The organism is Fischerella sp., from assembly GCF_013388695.1.
GTDB lineage: Bacteria > Cyanobacteriota > Cyanobacteriia > Cyanobacteriales > Nostocaceae > PCC9605.
In genome coordinates this window covers 25,092-41,146 of record NZ_JACAEU010000149.1, presented here as the reverse complement: position 1 = coordinate 41,146, position 16,055 = coordinate 25,092, and the positions used below count along the sequence as shown (strand labels likewise).

At 43.5% G+C, this 16,055-nt stretch carries 12 protein-coding genes and 1 pseudogene; 8 read left to right on the top strand and 5 right to left on the bottom strand.

What is annotated here, in order from left to right; all coding sequences use genetic code 11:
• Positions 1-121: 121 nt before the first annotated feature.
• Positions 122-445, bottom strand: a pseudogene (locus HXY43_RS20020) (carbonic anhydrase); the annotation flags it as partial.
• A 608-nt stretch (positions 446-1,053) separates the two neighbouring features.
• On the opposite strand from HXY43_RS20020, the gene HXY43_RS20015 reads away from it, so the two are divergent.
• Positions 1,054-1,596 carry a CAP domain-containing protein gene (locus HXY43_RS20015; protein ID WP_290886659.1) on the top strand — a complete coding sequence of 181 codons (543 nt, stop codon included), beginning with the start codon at positions 1,054-1,056 and terminating at the stop codon, positions 1,594-1,596.
• Between the two features lie 187 nt (positions 1,597-1,783).
• Positions 1,784-2,413, top strand: coding sequence for a ribonuclease H-like domain-containing protein (locus HXY43_RS20010; protein WP_290886656.1), 630 nt, complete (start codon positions 1,784-1,786; stop codon positions 2,411-2,413).
• An 87-nt stretch (positions 2,414-2,500) separates the two neighbouring features.
• Here the strand turns inward: HXY43_RS20010 and HXY43_RS20005 are convergent, their stop codons facing one another.
• Positions 2,501-2,968, bottom strand: coding sequence for a rhodanese-like domain-containing protein (locus HXY43_RS20005; RefSeq protein WP_026732023.1), 468 nt, complete (start codon positions 2,966-2,968; stop codon positions 2,501-2,503).
• Positions 2,969-3,182: 214 nt separating this feature from the next.
• Here HXY43_RS20005 and HXY43_RS20000 point away from each other — a divergent pair, with 214 nt between their 5' ends.
• Positions 3,183-4,811, top strand: coding sequence for a TAXI family TRAP transporter solute-binding subunit (locus tag HXY43_RS20000; RefSeq protein WP_290886652.1), 1,629 nt, complete (start codon positions 3,183-3,185; stop codon positions 4,809-4,811).
• A 10-nt stretch (positions 4,812-4,821) separates the two neighbouring features.
• Here HXY43_RS20000 and HXY43_RS19995 read toward each other — a convergent pair whose 3' ends face one another.
• The 3 genes from HXY43_RS19995 to HXY43_RS19985 form a co-directional block, all read right to left on the bottom strand.
• Positions 4,822-5,925, bottom strand: a complete 1,104-nt coding sequence (locus HXY43_RS19995) for an anthranilate phosphoribosyltransferase family protein (RefSeq protein ID WP_290886649.1) — start codon at positions 5,923-5,925, stop codon at positions 4,822-4,824.
• Between the two features lie 92 nt (positions 5,926-6,017).
• On the bottom strand, positions 6,018-6,959 hold the full coding sequence (locus HXY43_RS19990; protein ID WP_290886646.1) for a LysR family transcriptional regulator: 942 nt from the start codon (positions 6,957-6,959) through the stop codon (positions 6,018-6,020).
• A gap of 303 nt (positions 6,960-7,262) precedes the next feature.
• Entirely contained in the window at positions 7,263-8,477 is a 1,215-nt protein-coding gene (locus tag HXY43_RS19985; RefSeq protein ID WP_290886643.1) for a HEAT repeat domain-containing protein, read from the bottom strand.
• A gap of 468 nt (positions 8,478-8,945) precedes the next feature.
• Between HXY43_RS19985 and HXY43_RS19980 the strand changes: the two genes are divergently transcribed.
• The 5 genes from HXY43_RS19980 (at position 8,946) to HXY43_RS19960 (ending at position 16,034) form a co-directional block, all read left to right on the top strand.
• On the top strand, positions 8,946-10,586 hold the full coding sequence (locus HXY43_RS19980; RefSeq protein ID WP_290886640.1) for a ferredoxin--nitrite reductase: 1,641 nt from the start codon (positions 8,946-8,948) through the stop codon (positions 10,584-10,586).
• 120 nt (positions 10,587-10,706) lie between these two features.
• The gene (locus HXY43_RS19975; RefSeq protein ID WP_290886637.1) at positions 10,707-12,038 is read left to right on the top strand and encodes a CmpA/NrtA family ABC transporter substrate-binding protein; all 1,332 of its coding nucleotides are present in this window, start codon (positions 10,707-10,709) and stop codon (positions 12,036-12,038) included.
• A gap of 112 nt (positions 12,039-12,150) precedes the next feature.
• Entirely contained in the window at positions 12,151-12,993 is an 843-nt protein-coding gene (gene ntrB, locus HXY43_RS19970; protein WP_290886634.1) for a nitrate ABC transporter permease, read from the top strand.
• Positions 12,994-13,052: 59 nt separating this feature from the next.
• Positions 13,053-15,038 carry a nitrate ABC transporter ATP-binding protein gene (locus HXY43_RS19965; RefSeq protein WP_290886631.1) on the top strand — a complete coding sequence of 662 codons (1,986 nt, stop codon included), beginning with the start codon at positions 13,053-13,055 and terminating at the stop codon, positions 15,036-15,038.
• 147 nt (positions 15,039-15,185) lie between these two features.
• The gene (locus tag HXY43_RS19960) at positions 15,186-16,034 is read left to right on the top strand and encodes a nitrate ABC transporter ATP-binding protein (RefSeq protein WP_290886628.1); all 849 of its coding nucleotides are present in this window, start codon (positions 15,186-15,188) and stop codon (positions 16,032-16,034) included.
• Positions 16,035-16,055 lie beyond the last annotated feature (21 nt).

The window sequence follows — 16,055 nt, the reverse complement described above, 5'->3', positions numbered from 1 at the left end:
CATTTATTGCTGGGATTCAATCATTTAATTGCTGCAATGAATCAATTTAAACCTTGTTATGCTTCTGGATAATTTAACTTATTTTCTACTAGCTAACTCCGGAAAGTGACAGAAGAGGGCTAGAATCTGCACAGCCAAATATAGCAGCAAAAGGATATTGGGTTTTAGCAACCAATCGTATGCGTTCCAAAGATTGATCTGGATATTTACGCTTTTGCTGTACAAATCGTTGATTTCCATCCAGCAATCGTTTTAAAGCTCGATCGGCATTGACTGGATTACGATTAGCTGCTACTGCATCAGCCAAGGTTGCTTGGGGAGCGATCGCTTGTTGTATATCCTTGGTCAAGCTACAACCAGCTGCACTAGCCAAAATGCCAACGCTTCCTGTACCTGCCAGCTTCAAGAAATGACGACGCCCAACAAATCCATTAATTTGACTCATCAATTTCACTCGGTAATTTGAATTCGGCTGTCTAAAGCTTCTATGCTGGCAGGAAGATATCAACTCTAGAAGCCTGTAAGAGTAAGCGTTGAGACCATTTAAGACTTATTTAATTTTATTGCCAGGCAGAGAGCGATGGGCATAAAAATTATGAATTATGAATTATGAATTATGAATTATGAAATTTTCAGCATTCATAATTTTCATCTATTCCCAATCCCCAATCCCCAATCCCCAATTCCCTATTCGCTAATTATGAAAAGTGCATAATCTAATTTTGCTGACACCCATCAAGAATATAGAAGGAAAGTAAACAAGCTTAGCTTCTATTCAGCCATAAGATAGATGAAATTTTGCACAACTATCAGTATGTCTGATTAAGTGTTAATACTAAACAAAAATCCTGTATCTATTTAACTTCTTGATTTTTTCATTTTTGATTTGAAATTACTTCACATTTATAGGATTGTAATTACCCGTAATTAACGCCAAAATCGGGATAGGTAAACATCTGGAAAAGCCTTGATACTGCAAATTATACAGGTATCTTAAGAAACCAAAAACCAGAGTGCTTGTCCTAATAACTTAAATACACTACGTAATTGTACATGATTAGACAATCTGCTTTTGGCATTGCTTTAAGTATGCTTGTCCTTGCTAGTGGATTCAAAACCACTACCTCAGGTAACACTTCCAAAAATAAACTGTTCGTAAATCAGGTGTTGTCGATTTCATCACCTCCGATTGCGACTTCTATTAATTTCAAAACAACTGATTTAGAAAAATCAGTATTTGCTCGAATTAATCGATATCGAATTTCTCAAGGTCTACCAAAATTGGTTCTCAACCCAAGTATCACTAAACAGGCAAGAATTCACAGTAAAAATATGGCTAACGGTAAGGTTCCGTTTAGCCACGATGGATTTAAACAGCGAGTCAATGCAATTGCTCTTCGTTACAAAAGTGCTGCTGAGAATGTTGCTGTTAATCAAGGATATAGCGACCCTGCCGCCGAAGCTTTTACTGGCTGGCTCAACAGTCCCGATCATCTTATCAATATTAAAGGCAATTACAATTTAACTGGAATTGGTGTCGCAACTAATAGTAAAGGTGAAGTTTACTTAACGCAAATTTTTCTTCGTAATAAATGAATGTATTCAGCATAAATAAATGTATTTCTCGTGTTGACTGTTAGTAGTTAGTGGTTAGTGGTTAGTGGTAATCAACTAACTACTATCTACTATCTACCAACCAAACACCAACCACCAACTACTAGAATAATGTAGTGTCTCGCAGGACTTTGCTCTAGTAGACATTGCATTTATTTTGTGGTGGTTCATGGAATTACAAAATTTTCAGATTTGCGATCGCGATCTTAGCGATATGAGTCTATCCCATTATTTAAAAGCTGATGCGATCGCTGTTGATACAGAGACAATGGGATTAATACCACAACGCGATCGCTTGTGTTTGGTACAGTTGTGTAACCCAGAAGGCAAAGTAACTGCGATCCGTATTGCCAAAGGGCAAACACAAGCCCCTAACTTAAAAAAACTACTGGAAGCGGCAAATATCCTGAAAGTATTTCACTTTGCTCGTTTCGATATTGCCGCCTTGCGTTACCATCTCGATATTAAAGTCAATCCTGTTTTTTGTACCAAAATAGCCAGTAAGTTAGTACGAACCTACACCCAACGCCACGGTCTCAAAGACTTGGTGATAGAGTTGGAACAAGTGGAACTCGATAAAAGTTCTCAAAGTTCTGACTGGGGAAACGCTGCCAGCTTAACAGAAGCGCAACTGAGTTACGCTGCAAATGATGTGCGCTATCTACTGAGTGTGCGAGAGAAATTGATAGCAATGCTGCAACGAGAGGAACGTTGGGAAATTGCTCAACAATGCTTTCAGTGTTTACCAACTATAGTTTCCTTGGATTTGTTGCACTTCAAGGATGTGTTTGAACACTGAATCCGCTATGCGGAGTCCAGAGTCAAAAAGTCCAAAGTCCAGAATTATTTTAACTCTTGACTCTTGACTCTTGACTCTTGACTAAATTTATACTTCTTTTTCCTGAGTTTCTGTGTGTTCTTTTAGTCGGTCAACAACATTGTATGCACCAGGGCCAGGAATTTCATGTGCTTCAATAACACCATCTGTTGGGCCGCCAATTGCCTTCCATGCTGCCAAACCACCTCTGAGTTCGGATACATGTTCAAATCCAGCTTGCCTCAGCATTTGTGCAGCTTGGGCAGTTTCTTCATCATTGGCACCATAAACATATATATCACGAACTTTCGCTATGGATGCAACTGCCCGATCTACCAATTGATCTAATGGCATTGGCATTGCGCCCATGATGTGACCGTTGTTGAAGGTATTGCGATCGCGCACATCCAGAATTGTCAAAGCTGGTTCGCCCCACTCTAAACGAGCCTTCAGTACATGGGCATCGGATTGTGGCTCAATGGGTGGTTGTGATGGAATAATATTTTCTACAAGTTTGTTATCTTTGATGTTATTCATCTTCACTAGGACTTTTACAGAATTAAATTTACTGACCAAAATTTACCCAACAATACTGTTGGAATTTCTCTTTCTTGAGAGTGAAGCTGAATAATATCTATCTATCTAATGGTGGATTGCCTAAAAATCTAACTAAGGGTTGATTTATATCAGGAAAAACAAATTATGAGCATCTCGTTATACATTTCCTTTCTGAAACAACCATTTTGCATATATGGCATCAAAAACTCCTGCTAAGGCGAATCCGATCAGTTTTTTTGAAAAGCTCGATCCCCAATCAAAGTTAGTATTTATTAGTCTTGGAATTGCCAGTATAGGCTTAGTTATCATCATCATCTGGAATATTTTTCTCCGTCTGACGGCACCTCAACTTACCCTTGCTGCTGGAGACCCAGAAGGAGAAAGTTATATTATCAGCGAAGCCATTCAAAAAGTGGTTAAACAAAAATCTCACATTAATATTAAATTACTACCAACTGGCGGCACATCACAAAACCTGCAATTGTTACAAGACGGAAAAGCTGAGTTAGCAACGGCTCAAGCGGATGTTGTCGGTCAAGAAATGGATTTGGTAGAAAGCCGCCAATCTCAACCACAACAATCTCAGGATAAAGTATCTCCAACAGCTGTTGCCGTTTTGTATCAGGATTTGTTTCAGTTGGTAGTCAGAGATCCCAGCATTAAACAATTTAATCACCTTCGGGGTAAAACAATCGCTTTACCTGCTAGAGGTGGGCAATATCAATCTTTTGTGAAAGTCGCAGAACATTACGGTCTGATGAAAGCAGACAAGCCTGATTTTGTCATCTCAGGCTTAAAAAGCAAATATTACGATGATAAGCAAGCAGAAGAAGATTTTAAAGCTAAAAGGGCAGATGCATTGTTTCGCGTTCGCGCTTTAGGTAATCTTGGTATCGCTCAGCTTGTGCAAGATCAGGATGGACGTTTGCTGCCTATTACCCAGGCACAAGCAATGAAAATAAAATATCCTGCCTTTGAATCTGCCAAAATTCCTCAAGGGGCATACAGAGGCAATCCTCCTATGCCTGGGATTGAACTGGATACAGTGGCAGTGGATAGACTACTGGTGGCTGGTGAGCAAGTAGATAACAATGTGATTCAACAAATCACCCGAATTATCTTTGAAAATCGTCAAGCGATCGCAAATGCGATCGCTGAAAAACATGCGGAAGTAAAACCCTTAGTCGCTAGTATTAGCCGTCCCCGAGAGAACGACGGAACAGGCATTCCTATCCATCCAGGCGCAGTTGCCTTTTACGAGCGCGATAAACCTTCTTTTGTCCAAGAAAATGCAGACTTTTTAGCTCTAATTTTAACAATTTTTCTCCTAGTAGCCTCCTGGTTCAAGCAACTGAAGTTATGGATTGAGCGTGGGAAAAAAGATGAAGCTGATGATTATATTCATTCAGCTATAAATCTCATGGATAAAAGTCTAGGCAATCTGGAAGATAGGCAAAAAAAACTTGATGAAACTTTCAAAAAAGCTGCTGAAGCTTTAATCGCCGAAAGGATTTCTCAAGAGTCATTCCGAACTTTTAATGAAGCCTATAAAACTACTAGAGAAGCCATAGAAAGAGAAGGACAAATTACTTATCAAGAAATTGAACAAAAGCAAAGAGAAATTTCTGCGGAATATATCAAAGCCGCAGTTGCATTACTGCAAGATAAAACAATAAATCAAAATTTACTTCAACAAGAGTTAGATGCAATTCTCGAACGGGTGGCAACTGATTTGATCGCAGAAAATATCTCTCAAGAATCCTATCGAACTTTTGTGGAAGCGTATAAAATTACAAGAGATGCCATTGAGCGGAAAAATTAAGAGTTTTTGGTTAAAAAGTAGAGACGCGCCACGGCACATCTGTACATCTATTGACCATTGACGCTTGACTCTGGACTAGCGAAGAAATTTCCTGGAGTTTAGCTGCAACTGCACCACTTGTTAATAATTCTTCTGCTTGAGCTATACCCGATCGCATATCTGAACAAATACCAGAACGCCACAGGTAAAACCCACCGTTCCACAAGGCTGTTTGCATCAGTTCCGAAGGTATGGCTTGTAATACTCCTTGCATTTGGACTACAAGTTCTTCAGTAGTATCCAGGGGTACGTTTTTGGTGGTAAATCCATATTCGCGGGGAACCAAATGCAATCGTTCTATTTCATGTGTAGTCGCAGGTTTTAATAAACCAATAATAGCAGTGCGATCGCGCGGTAGGTCGCAACTGCCTTCCAATCCTTTGATAGTGGTAAAATTTGTTACTCCTCGCCGCGCTAAGGCTTCCTGAAACATAGCTTCTGTAGGAGGATGGACATACCCCGCGACAATATGAGCATCGCCAGCATAAGGACACCAAATTAGCTCCATTGTGGCAAAAGGTGGACGCTTGCCCAGTTGGTCGCGGTATTCCCAAATACTTTGCGTTAAGGGAAAATGCTGAGGGGTATAAACAAAGCCAATTCCAGTTTGCTCAAATACCTGCTGGGTTTTTTCCAGCGGCAAACCAGTCCAATCAACTCCTAAACCCTGCCAAACTTCCACTAGGGGCAAACCATACTTTGTCGGCAAGCGATCGCCCCCATGCATCAGTACTGGTTGCCCAGCTGTGGCTAATAATAATGCTGTAATGGGGCTAATCGGTGCGGTGCGAGTTCTGCCATCATAAGGTATACCTAAAACCATGATAGATCGTGGCGAAGCGATCGGTTTTAGTTTGGGTCCTAGTTCATCATAGGCATCCAACATCCCAGCCAACTCTTCCCCCGTAGGACGTTTGATCCGGTGAGCAATCAAAAACGCCCCGATCTGAACTGGTGTCGCTTCACCCAGCAATATCATCTTTGTGGCCGCAGCAGCTTCTTCACGAGTCAAATTTTCCCCCGTATGATTACCGCTGCCGACCTTTTTCAGTAATTCCCGAAATACATTGCTCATAGCGCAATAGTTAGTGGATAGTGGATAGTGGTTAGTAGTTAGTAGTTGACTTTATCACTACTATCTACTAACCACTAACTACTAACTCTTTACTAACAAACCGAAAGCTCTAGAGTAACTTTTGGCGGTACATTATCTCGCACTAATTGCCAAAAATGCTGAATAGGAGGAATTTGCAGGCGGTCTTGAGTAGTAACCATTACGACTCGGCGAGTAAAACTTGAATTATCAGCTAAAGCACAATTGCTGGCTAGGGGACGAACCGCTAAGGTAGGGTCTTTACGTGCTTCTACTAATGCCGAATTAGGTAGCAAAGCCACCAATTCTCCTTGACGTACTACTCCCCGGAAGGCATCTAAGGTGTTGACTTCCAAGACTGCTTGGAGTGTAGCTTGCAGGCGCTCAAACCGATCTTGGACAAGGCGTTGCATACCATAACCATCTTTGAAAACTACCTGCGGATAACGAATTAACTCTGACCAAGGAATGCGTTCATATTGTGCTAGGGGGTGATTGGCTGCTGTCAGAACTTCTATAGGTTCATCATATAAAACTTCTACCACTATTTCTTTTCCAGCAGTTAAAAAGCGATTATTCATGACAATGGCCACATCTACTAGTCCATCTTTGAGGACTTTTAAGGCGCGATCGCTACCCAAGGATGTCACCCGCAATTGTACTTGTGGATAATCGTGACAAAACTGTTGCAAAACCGGCGGTAAGTAATAAGCACACAGCGAGTGAATCACTGCAATGCACAATTCGGGCTGTTTTCCTGCTACTAAATCTGCTATTTCCTGCGTGGCTGTTTGCCACTCTTGGCAAATTTTACGCGCACGGGGTAACAAGCGTTCACCTGCAACCGTCAGCTTCGCCTGACCCGTTCTATGAAACAGTTCCAAGCCCAAATCCGCTTCCAGCCCCTGGATTTGGCGACTGATAGTTGATTGGGTAACACTACATTTTCTTGCTGCCCCTTGAAAGCTACCGGTTTCCGCGATCGCTAGAAAGGCTTGCAACTGCTCTAATCGCATGTTGTCGTAGCCTGAATTACATTATGGATTTCATTAACTTAACGTATTTTTAACAACAATTTAGTAGAGTTTGTTACATCTAGTTCTTTATTAGAAATTCGAGTTTCTATGCTAGTTATTGCCTATTTACGCCGATACCAGTCTTTCAATGAAATTTTTAATCCAATGTAACCTGAACAATTTTTGATTCTTATCTTTAAATAAGATTAGGTAAACATGCAAGAGGTAGAGGAAATATATTCTCTCGTTCGGGGAATTAAAAATTTTAAATTTTAAATTTTACATTTTTAATTTTTAATTTGATTACTCCCCTTGAGGAGCAAGATTCTTCAGCGCCGCGATCGCGTGTAGTCTTACTAATTCGTCAGGATCTGTCAAAAGTTTAGTCAATGGTTCGATTGCTTCCATCCTGCCTAATTGTCCTAAAGACAGCGCGATCGCTCTTTTGATTGCGGCAATCTCAACTGCTGGATGTTTTTGTTCCAGCATGGCCAATAATATTTCTGCTGCTAGCGAGGCTAATTGGGGATTGCTGACTCTCCCCAGAACTGTCACAATTTCCTGCCATAGCGTCACTGATTCTAGTTGGTTAAGCGCTGTGCGGAGATATTCCAAACTAGATGGCATCTCCATCCAACAGAGAGCGCGGATAGTTTCTAGTTGCAGTTTCACTGGCGTATGAGGCGACATCAGCACCTGAAATAAGTGCTTGGCTGCGTCTTCACCACCCATGCGTGACAGGGCAACTGCTGCCGCACAACAAACCTCAAGGTTAAAGTCATAAAGCTTAGATTGCAATCTTGTTACCAAATCTAATGGTTCGCGCAAGTCAGGACGAAAACTCAAACCCAGTACTGCTTCCCGTCTAACTGAGGCAGCAATATCATCCAACGCACGCAAAAGTACTGGTGGTATGCGTTCATCGTGAAAGCTGCTAAGAGCTTCTATTGCAGCAGCACGGACGCTGATTTGGGGATCGTCTACTACACTCAACAGCGGTGCGATAGTTTCTTTATGCCGGATGATACACAGCGATCGCACTGCCAAAAGACGTGTCTGTTCATCTGCCAGGAGTTCTGTCAAGGCAGCAATAGCATACGTACCCATTTGCCCCAGTGCTGCTGCTGCCATTGTCCTTAGTTCTTCATCATCCTCTATTTTCAGTAATTCTACTAATGCAGCAATTGCCTCTGGCTGCTGAAACTCTCCCAGCAGTCGCGCCGCATACCAGCGTAATTCTTCCTCTGCCTCCTCGTCTGTCAATATTTCAATCAGTGGGGAAATCGCGATCGCTCCCAGACATACAAACACTTTGGCGATCTCCCAACGTTGCTGAAAATCTCCCATTATTAAAACAGAAAGTGCTAATTCCAGCAGCTTTTCTTGGTTTTCCAAACTTTCTAGGTTTTTTGAATTCTCTTGTTGAGTCAACTGTTGCAAGCATTGAATTAAAAGTTGCCAGTTGGCTGCATTATGTGCTGCTTGCGCCTGTATTAAAAGCTGGTTGATGTTATTCACTACTAATAGTTGGTGGTTGATGGTTGGTGGTTAGTAGTTAGTAGTTAGTAGTTAGTAGTTAGTGGTTAGTGGTTAGTGCTTGTTATTCTCCCACTCTCCCCCTCTCCCCATCTCCCACTCCCCCACTCCCCTACACCCCTTTTTCAGTTGGTTGTTCTGCCCACTAACCACTATCTACTATCCACTAACTACAAATATCTGCGATCGCCTTTAATTAAGCGCATTACGCCCACTCTGGGTTAAAATTCATGCAAAAAATGCATATTTATAATACGTTTTATACACTTTCGCATACATTTCGTAACAAGCTATACGAATTTTATGTTTTCACAACTTTAACCTAAGTGGATGTAAATAAAAAAAATCAGTATCCAAATTGAATTGAATAGTTGACAAAATGCCCTTGTCATTAGTCATTTGTCAAAGACTGATGACTGATGACTAATGACCTATGACCTATGAGTAATCATGACAGACGCAGCAACTACCATCACAGCCAGCCTCAATCGATTCGAGAAATTTAAGGCCGAAAAAGATGGACTCGCCGTCAAGGCAGAGATAGAGAAATTTGCCTCTCAAGGATGGGAGGCAATGGACGAAACTGACCGCGATCATCGCCTAAAGTGGGTGGGTGTGTTTTTTCGCCCAGTTACTCCGGGTAAATTTATGATGCGGATGCGGATGCCGAACGGTATTCTCACGAGTCATCAGATGCGAGTGCTTGGGGAAGTAGTGCAACGTTACGGCGATGACGGCAGCGCTGACATTACTACAAGGCAGAATATCCAATTGCGAGGCATCCGGATTGAAGACTTACCAGAAATTTTTCAGAAATTTCATACGGTTGGCTTAACCAGCGTGCAGTCAGGGATGGATAACGTCCGCAACATTACAGGCGACCCCGTGGCAGGTTTAGATGCGGATGAGTTATTCGACACGCGCGAGTTGGTGCAACAAATTCAAGACATGCTCACCAACAAAGGCGAAGGTAATCCAGAGTTCACCAATCTACCACGGAAGTTTAATATTGCCATCACAGGCGGACGGGACAATTCTGTTCACGCGGAGATTAATGATTTAGCTTTTGTACCTGCTTTCCGGGAGGAGGGGGAGATTGGGAGATGGGGAGATGGGGAGATTGGGGTAAGTTCTCTCCCCACCACCCCATCACCCCACCACCCCACCAGTAAAGTCTTTGGTTTCAACATCTTGGTGGGTGGATTCTTTTCTGCCAAACGTTGCGAAGCGGCTATTCCTTTAAATGCTTGGGTACCGCCAGAAGATGTGGTTGCCGTATGTAGAGCAGTTTTGGAAGTTTTTCGCGATCGCGGCTTGCGTGCCAATCGTCTGAAATCCCGCCTAATGTGGTTGATTGACGAATGGGGTTTAGAAAAGTTTCGTTCAGAAGTCGAACAGCGCTTGGGTAAACCATTAATCAGCGCTGCGCCAAAAGACGAAATTGATTGGGAAAAACGCGACCATGTTGGGGTATACAAACAAAAACAACCAGGATTGAACTATGTAGGGTTACACGTTCCTGTTGGTCGGTTAACTGCTGAAGATATGTTTGAAATAGCACGTCTGGCAGATGTGTACGGCAGCGGTGAAATCCGTCTTACAGTTGAGCAGAACGCGATCGTACCTAATGTTCCTGATTCACGCTTGGCACTGTTTTTAGCAGAGTCACTGCTAGAAAAGTTTAGCGTTGACCCCAAACCATTAGCGCGATCGCTCGTTTCTTGCACTGGCTCACAATTTTGCAACTTTGCCTTGATTGAAACCAAAAACCGCGCCCTGACAACGATTAAAACCTTGGAAGAGCAAGTAGAACTCACCCGTCCAGTACGAATTCATTGGACAGGTTGCCCCAACTCTTGCGGACAGCCCCAAGTTGCAGATATTGGCTTGATGGGAACCAAAGCCCGTAAAAATGGCAAAGCTGTAGAAGGGGTTGATATCTACATGGGCGGTAAAGTAGGCAAAGACGCACATTTAGGAACTTGTGTGCAAAAAGGCGTTCCTTGTGAAGACTTGCAGCCAGTGTTGCAAGATCTGTTGATTAAGCATTTTGGAGCAAAACCCAGGCAAGAAGCTTTAGTAATTCATTAGTTAGTGGTTAGTGGATAGTGGATAGTGGTTAACTACCAACTACCAACTACCAACTACCAACTACCAACTACCAACTACTAACTACTAACTACTAACTACTAACTACTAACAACAGGACAAATGACCAATTTTTCTCGAAGACAATTTATTTTCACCACTGGCGCTGCGGCAGCTGTTTCCGTCCTGACTCACGCTTGTTCTTCCGGTACTAATACAGCCACAACAAGCGGTGATACACCCTCACCAGGCAGCGCTACCCCAGCTACCAACGTCAATACAGCAAATAATGCTCCGAAAGTAGAAACGACCAAAGCCAAGTTAGGATTTATCGCTCTAACTGATTCTGCTCCCTTAATTGTTGCCAAGGAAAAGGGCTTGTTTGCTAAGTACGGCATGACGGATGTCGAGGTGATTAAGCAAAAATCATGGCCTGTCACCCGCGATAACTTGAAAATCGGTTCAGCAGGCGATGGCATTGATGGCGCACACATTCTCAGCCCGATGCCCTATCTCATGACCATCAACGATAAAGTGCCGATGTATATCTTGGCACGGTTAAATACCAACGGTCAGGGTATCTCTGTTGCTAATAAATTAAAAGATTTGAAAGTCGGCTTGCAAAGCAAGGCGCTAAAAGAAGCTGCCGATCAAGCCAAAGCCAACAAACAAGCTATGAAAGTTGCCATGACTTTCCCTGGTGGTACTCATGATTTGTGGATGCGCTACTGGCTAGCAGCAGGCGGTATCAATCCAGATCAAGATGTGACTTTGGAACCAGTACCACCACCACAAATGGTGGCGAATATGAAAGTTGGCACCGTCGATGCCTTTTGTGTGGGAGAACCTTGGAACGCCCAATTGGTGAGCCAAAAATTGGGCTACACAGCCCTAGTTACAGGTGAGTTGTGGAACAACCATCCAGAAAAAGCCTTTGCTATGCGGAAAGATTGGGTTGATCAAAACCCCAATGCTGCACAGGCGGTGGTGATGGCAATCATGGAAGCCCAGCAGTGGTGCGATCGCCCAGAAAACAAAGAAGAGATGTGCAAAATCGTCTCTGGCCGCAAATACTTTAACGTTGCTGCCGCAGATATATTAGAACGGGCTAAAGGCAATATAGATTACGGCGATGGACGTACAGCCAAGGACTTCCAATACCGGATGAAGTTCTGGGCAGATAATGCTTCATATCCTTACAAGAGCCACGATATTTGGTTTTTAACAGAAGAGATTCGCTGGGGTTATTTACCAAAAGATACCAAAGTTAAAGAAATTGTAGATGAAGTTAACAAAGAAGATTTGTGGAAGAAAGCTGCTAAAGCCCTTGGTGTTCCCGATTCCGAAATTCCTACTAGTACTTCTCGTGGAGTTGAGACTTTCTTTGATGGTGTCAAATTCGATCCAGAAAAACCCGAACAATATTTGCAGAGTTTGAAAATCAAGAAAGTCTAATTGTGGGTTCAGAGGCTAGAAAATTGGCATATTTACAATTTTAGAGCCCCTTTTTTTATGCCTTTAAAAAGTTAAATTCAGTCAACTGGAACGCAATGGGAGAACGTAGAAAATGACAGCTACTATTGGGAGTCGTGTTATCAGAAAAAATTCCCGCAAGAATATAAATAAAATAATTTTGAAAAAAGTTCTGCCACCAATAGTAGCAATAGCTATTTTTTTGGTGATATGGCAACTACTTTGTTTAAACCCTAACTTTAAATTGCCTGGCCCAATCGAAACCTTTTCGGAAACTTGGGACCCTTTTATCATCGATCCATTTTTTGATAATGGCGAAAGTGATAAAGGCTTAGGCTGGCAGATACTCAGTAGCCTGGGACGGGTTGGTCTAGGGTTTTCTCTAGCAGCAATTGTCGGAATTGCGTTGGGAATTTTCATTGGTGCTAATAAATTACTCTACAATGCTGTAGACCCCATCTTTCAAGTGTTGCGAACTGTGCCGCCCTTGGCATGGCTACCGATTTCACTGGCAGCATTTCAACAGGCTAATCCTTCAGCAATTTTCGTAATTTTCATTACTTCTATTTGGCCAATTCTGATTAACACCACTGTAGGTGTGCAACAAATTCCTCAAGATTACATAAATGTTGCTAGAGTTTTAAAGCTAAAAGGGCCAAAGTATTTCTTAAAAATTGTGTTCCCTGCTACTGTTCCTTATATATTCACAGGGTTAAGAATTGGCATTGGTTTATCTTGGCTAGCAATTGTCGCGGCTGAGATGTTGGTCGGTGGTGTAGGAATTGGTTCGTTTATTTGGGATGCCTACAACACTACTACAGAAACCAATCTGAGCGAGATTATCCTAGCGCTGATTTATGTTGGTTTGGTGGGTTTGTTGCTAGATAGATTGGTTGGTTTTGTAGCTAGTAAAGTTGTTCCTGAAGAACAGAAGTAGTCAAGAGTCAAGAGTTAAGAACTGATGACTAATAACTACTAACTACTAACAAAGAACAAATGACTACTTTTGTTGAAATTGACCACGTCGATCGCGTATTTAATCTCCCCAATGGCGGTAAATATATCGCGCTGAAAAATATTGAACTGAAAATCAAACAAGGGGAATTTATTTCCCTGATTGGGCACTCTGGTTGTGGTAAATCTACCTTGCTTAATATCATCGCAGGCTTAGATAGGGCAAGTGTTGGGGGTGTGACTTTAGAAGGACGCGAGGTCAGAGATCCAGGGCCCGACCGGATGGTGGTGTTCCAAAATTACTCGCTGCTACCCTGGTTAACAGTGCGGGAAAACATCGCCCTAGCAGTTGATGAAGTTTATCAAAATAAGCCCAAGGGCGATCGCAATGCCATTGTTGAACAGCACATTGACATGGTAGGTCTGCGTCATGCAGCCAAAAAACGTCCTAGCGAATTATCGGGTGGAATGAAACAACGGGTGGCGATCAGCCGCGCCCTCGCAATTCGTCCCAAGTTGTTACTGCTAGACGAACCCTTTGGGGCATTGGATGCCCTGACGCGGGGTAGCTTGCAAGAACAACTAATGAAAATCTGTAATGAACACAACGTTACCTGTGTGATGGTGACACACGATGTGGATGAGGCGCTATTGTTGAGCGATCGCATCGTCATGCTCACCAACGGCCCGGAAGCTCATATCGGGCAAATTTTGGAAGTGCCGATTCCCCGTCCCCGCCAACGTTTAGAAGTAGTCAATCATCCCAGCTACTACAATCTGCGGAATGAAATGATTTACTTCCTCAACCAGCAAAAACTCCTTAAGAAACACAAGGCTAAGGTTGAGGCACCAGTAATTGTATCCCGCAACGGTTTAGAAAAAGTCAATTTGGAAATTGGCTTTCTGCCCCTGACTGATGCTGCACCTCTAATCGTGGCTAAAGAAAAGGGCTTATTTGCTGATTACGGGTTAGAAGCAGTTACTCTCAACCGCGAACCCAATTGGACAGAAATCGCCAAAGGTGTTGCTACTGGCAGACTAGACGCCGCCCAGATGGTCGCCGGTATGCCCCTTGCTCTCACCTTGGGCGCTGGTGGCAAAACACCGATTTGCGTAGTCAATGCCCTGAATCTCTCCCGTAACGCTAACGCCATTACCTTAAGCAAAAGATTGTACAGCGAAGGTGTCAGAAACCTAGCTGACTTAAAAGCCGCGATTAATGCCTCTCCCGACCAAGTTCTCACTTTGGGAATAGTGCATCCGACGTCAATGCTGAACTTAATTTTGCGTTACTGGCTAGCTGCTGGTGGCATCGATCCCGATCGGGATATCAGCCTCACGGTAGTACCACCAACACAAATGGTTTCCCAACTCAAAGCTGGAAATATTGACGGTTATTGTGCTGGCGAACCCTGGAACTACGTTGCTGTTCATGAAGACGTGGGCTTTGTTGCTGCTACTGCCCTAGAAATTTGGTCAGGACAGCCAAAAAAAGTGCTGGGAGTGCGGGAAGAGTGGGCGCAGAAGTACCCAGAAACTTACCTTGCCTTGGTCAAAGCGCTTTTAGAAGCTTGCAAATACTGCGACGATCTCCGCAACCGCGAAGAAATTCTGGAATTAATTTGCCGTCCCGAGTACCTTGATATCGATCCTGCATACGCCCGTCCCGGTTTTATCGACCCCTACGATCGCGGCGATGGCACTCAGCCTCAGCAACTCACAGCATATAACCAGTTCTATGTCAATAAAACCAACTATCCAAACCGCATTGAATTGCTGTGGATGGTTACTCAAATGGCGCGTTGGGGCTTAGTACCCTTCCCCAAAAACTGGGTGGAAGTGATTGAACGAGTCTGTCGCACAGACGTATTCGGTGCTGCTGCACGCGATCTCGGCTTGCTTGATATCGGACAGGATGACCCCATTCACTTATTTGATGGTAAAGTCTTTAACCCTTCCAAACCGCTAGAGTATCTCCAAAGCCTGGAAATCAAACGCCAGATCCGCGTTGAAGAAGTATTTATTTAGCGATCGGGGATCGGGGATTGGGTGATGCCTCCGGCACGCAGCAAGGGCGAGCGCCAATCGCTGATGGAGGAAACCCCCTTTGGAGCGCGCTAGCTCACCACTAACAACTAACAACTAACCACTAACCACCAACAACCAACAATCATCATGCGAACACTAAACGGAACTAGCAGCAAAACCAATATCAATCAACTGCAAACCCAGAAAGCAGAAGACTTTTTGGTTATTGAAGGTGTAAACAAAATCTACCCAACTCCTGATGGCCCTCATACCGTATTGGATGGAGTTAACCTCAAGGTTCGTGAAGGTGAATTTGTTTGCATTATCGGTCACTCTGGCTGCGGCAAATCAACACTGCTAAACATGGTTTCTGGTTTCAACACGCCCACCGATGGCGTAGTCCTCCTACAAAACAACCCCATCACCGAACCAGGCCCAGACCGGATGATGGTATTCCAGAACTACTGCCTACTGCCTTGGATGAGTGTATTTGATAATGTTTACTTGGCTGTTGATTCCGTTTTTCCCCGTAAAACCCAGGCAGAAAAACGAGCGATCGTCAAAGAACATTTGGCGATGGTGGGACTGACAGAAGCGGCTGACAAGAAACCCAGTCAGATTTCTGGTGGGATGAAGCAACGAGTAGCGATCGCTCGCGCCCTCTCCATCCGTCCCCAAGTTTTGATTTTGGATGAACCCTTCGGTGCATTGGATGCCATTACCAGAGAAGAACTGCAAGAAGAACTGCTGCAAATCTGGCGTGAACATCGAGTCACGGTATTGATGATTACTCATGACATTGATGAGGCACTTTTCCTTGCAGACAGGCTGGTGATGATGACTAACGGCCCTGCTGCCAATATCGGTGAAGTGCTAAATATTCCTTTCGCTCGCCCCCGCAATCGTCGCCGCATTATGGAAGATCCTAAATACTATAACCTGCGAAACTACGCCCTAGACTTCCTGTATCGCCGCTGCGCTCACTCTGAGGAGTAGGGGAATGGGGGAGTGGGGGCT

Bases quoted from the DNA above. Each gene is read 5' to 3' on its own strand.
- HXY43_RS20015 (WP_290886659.1), top strand. From the start codon at position 1,054: ATGATTAGACAATCTGCTTTTGGCATTGCTTTAAGTATGCTTGTCCTT.
- HXY43_RS19975 (WP_290886637.1), top strand. From the start codon at position 10,707: ATGACCAATTTTTCTCGAAGACAATTTATTTTCACCACTGGCGCTGCG.
- HXY43_RS20000 (WP_290886652.1), top strand. From the start codon at position 3,183: ATGGCATCAAAAACTCCTGCTAAGGCGAATCCGATCAGTTTTTTTGAA.
- HXY43_RS20010 (WP_290886656.1), top strand. From the start codon at position 1,784: ATGGAATTACAAAATTTTCAGATTTGCGATCGCGATCTTAGCGATATG.
- ntrB (WP_290886634.1), top strand. From the start codon at position 12,151: ATGACAGCTACTATTGGGAGTCGTGTTATCAGAAAAAATTCCCGCAAG.
- HXY43_RS20005 (WP_026732023.1), bottom strand. From the start codon at position 2,968: ATGAATAACATCAAAGATAACAAACTTGTAGAAAATATTATTCCATCA.
- HXY43_RS19960 (WP_290886628.1), top strand. From the start codon at position 15,186: ATGCGAACACTAAACGGAACTAGCAGCAAAACCAATATCAATCAACTG.
- HXY43_RS19980 (WP_290886640.1), top strand. From the start codon at position 8,946: ATGACAGACGCAGCAACTACCATCACAGCCAGCCTCAATCGATTCGAG.
- HXY43_RS19990 (WP_290886646.1), bottom strand. From the start codon at position 6,959: ATGCGATTAGAGCAGTTGCAAGCCTTTCTAGCGATCGCGGAAACCGGT.
- HXY43_RS19995 (WP_290886649.1), bottom strand. From the start codon at position 5,925: ATGAGCAATGTATTTCGGGAATTACTGAAAAAGGTCGGCAGCGGTAAT.
- HXY43_RS19965 (WP_290886631.1), top strand. From the start codon at position 13,053: ATGACTACTTTTGTTGAAATTGACCACGTCGATCGCGTATTTAATCTC.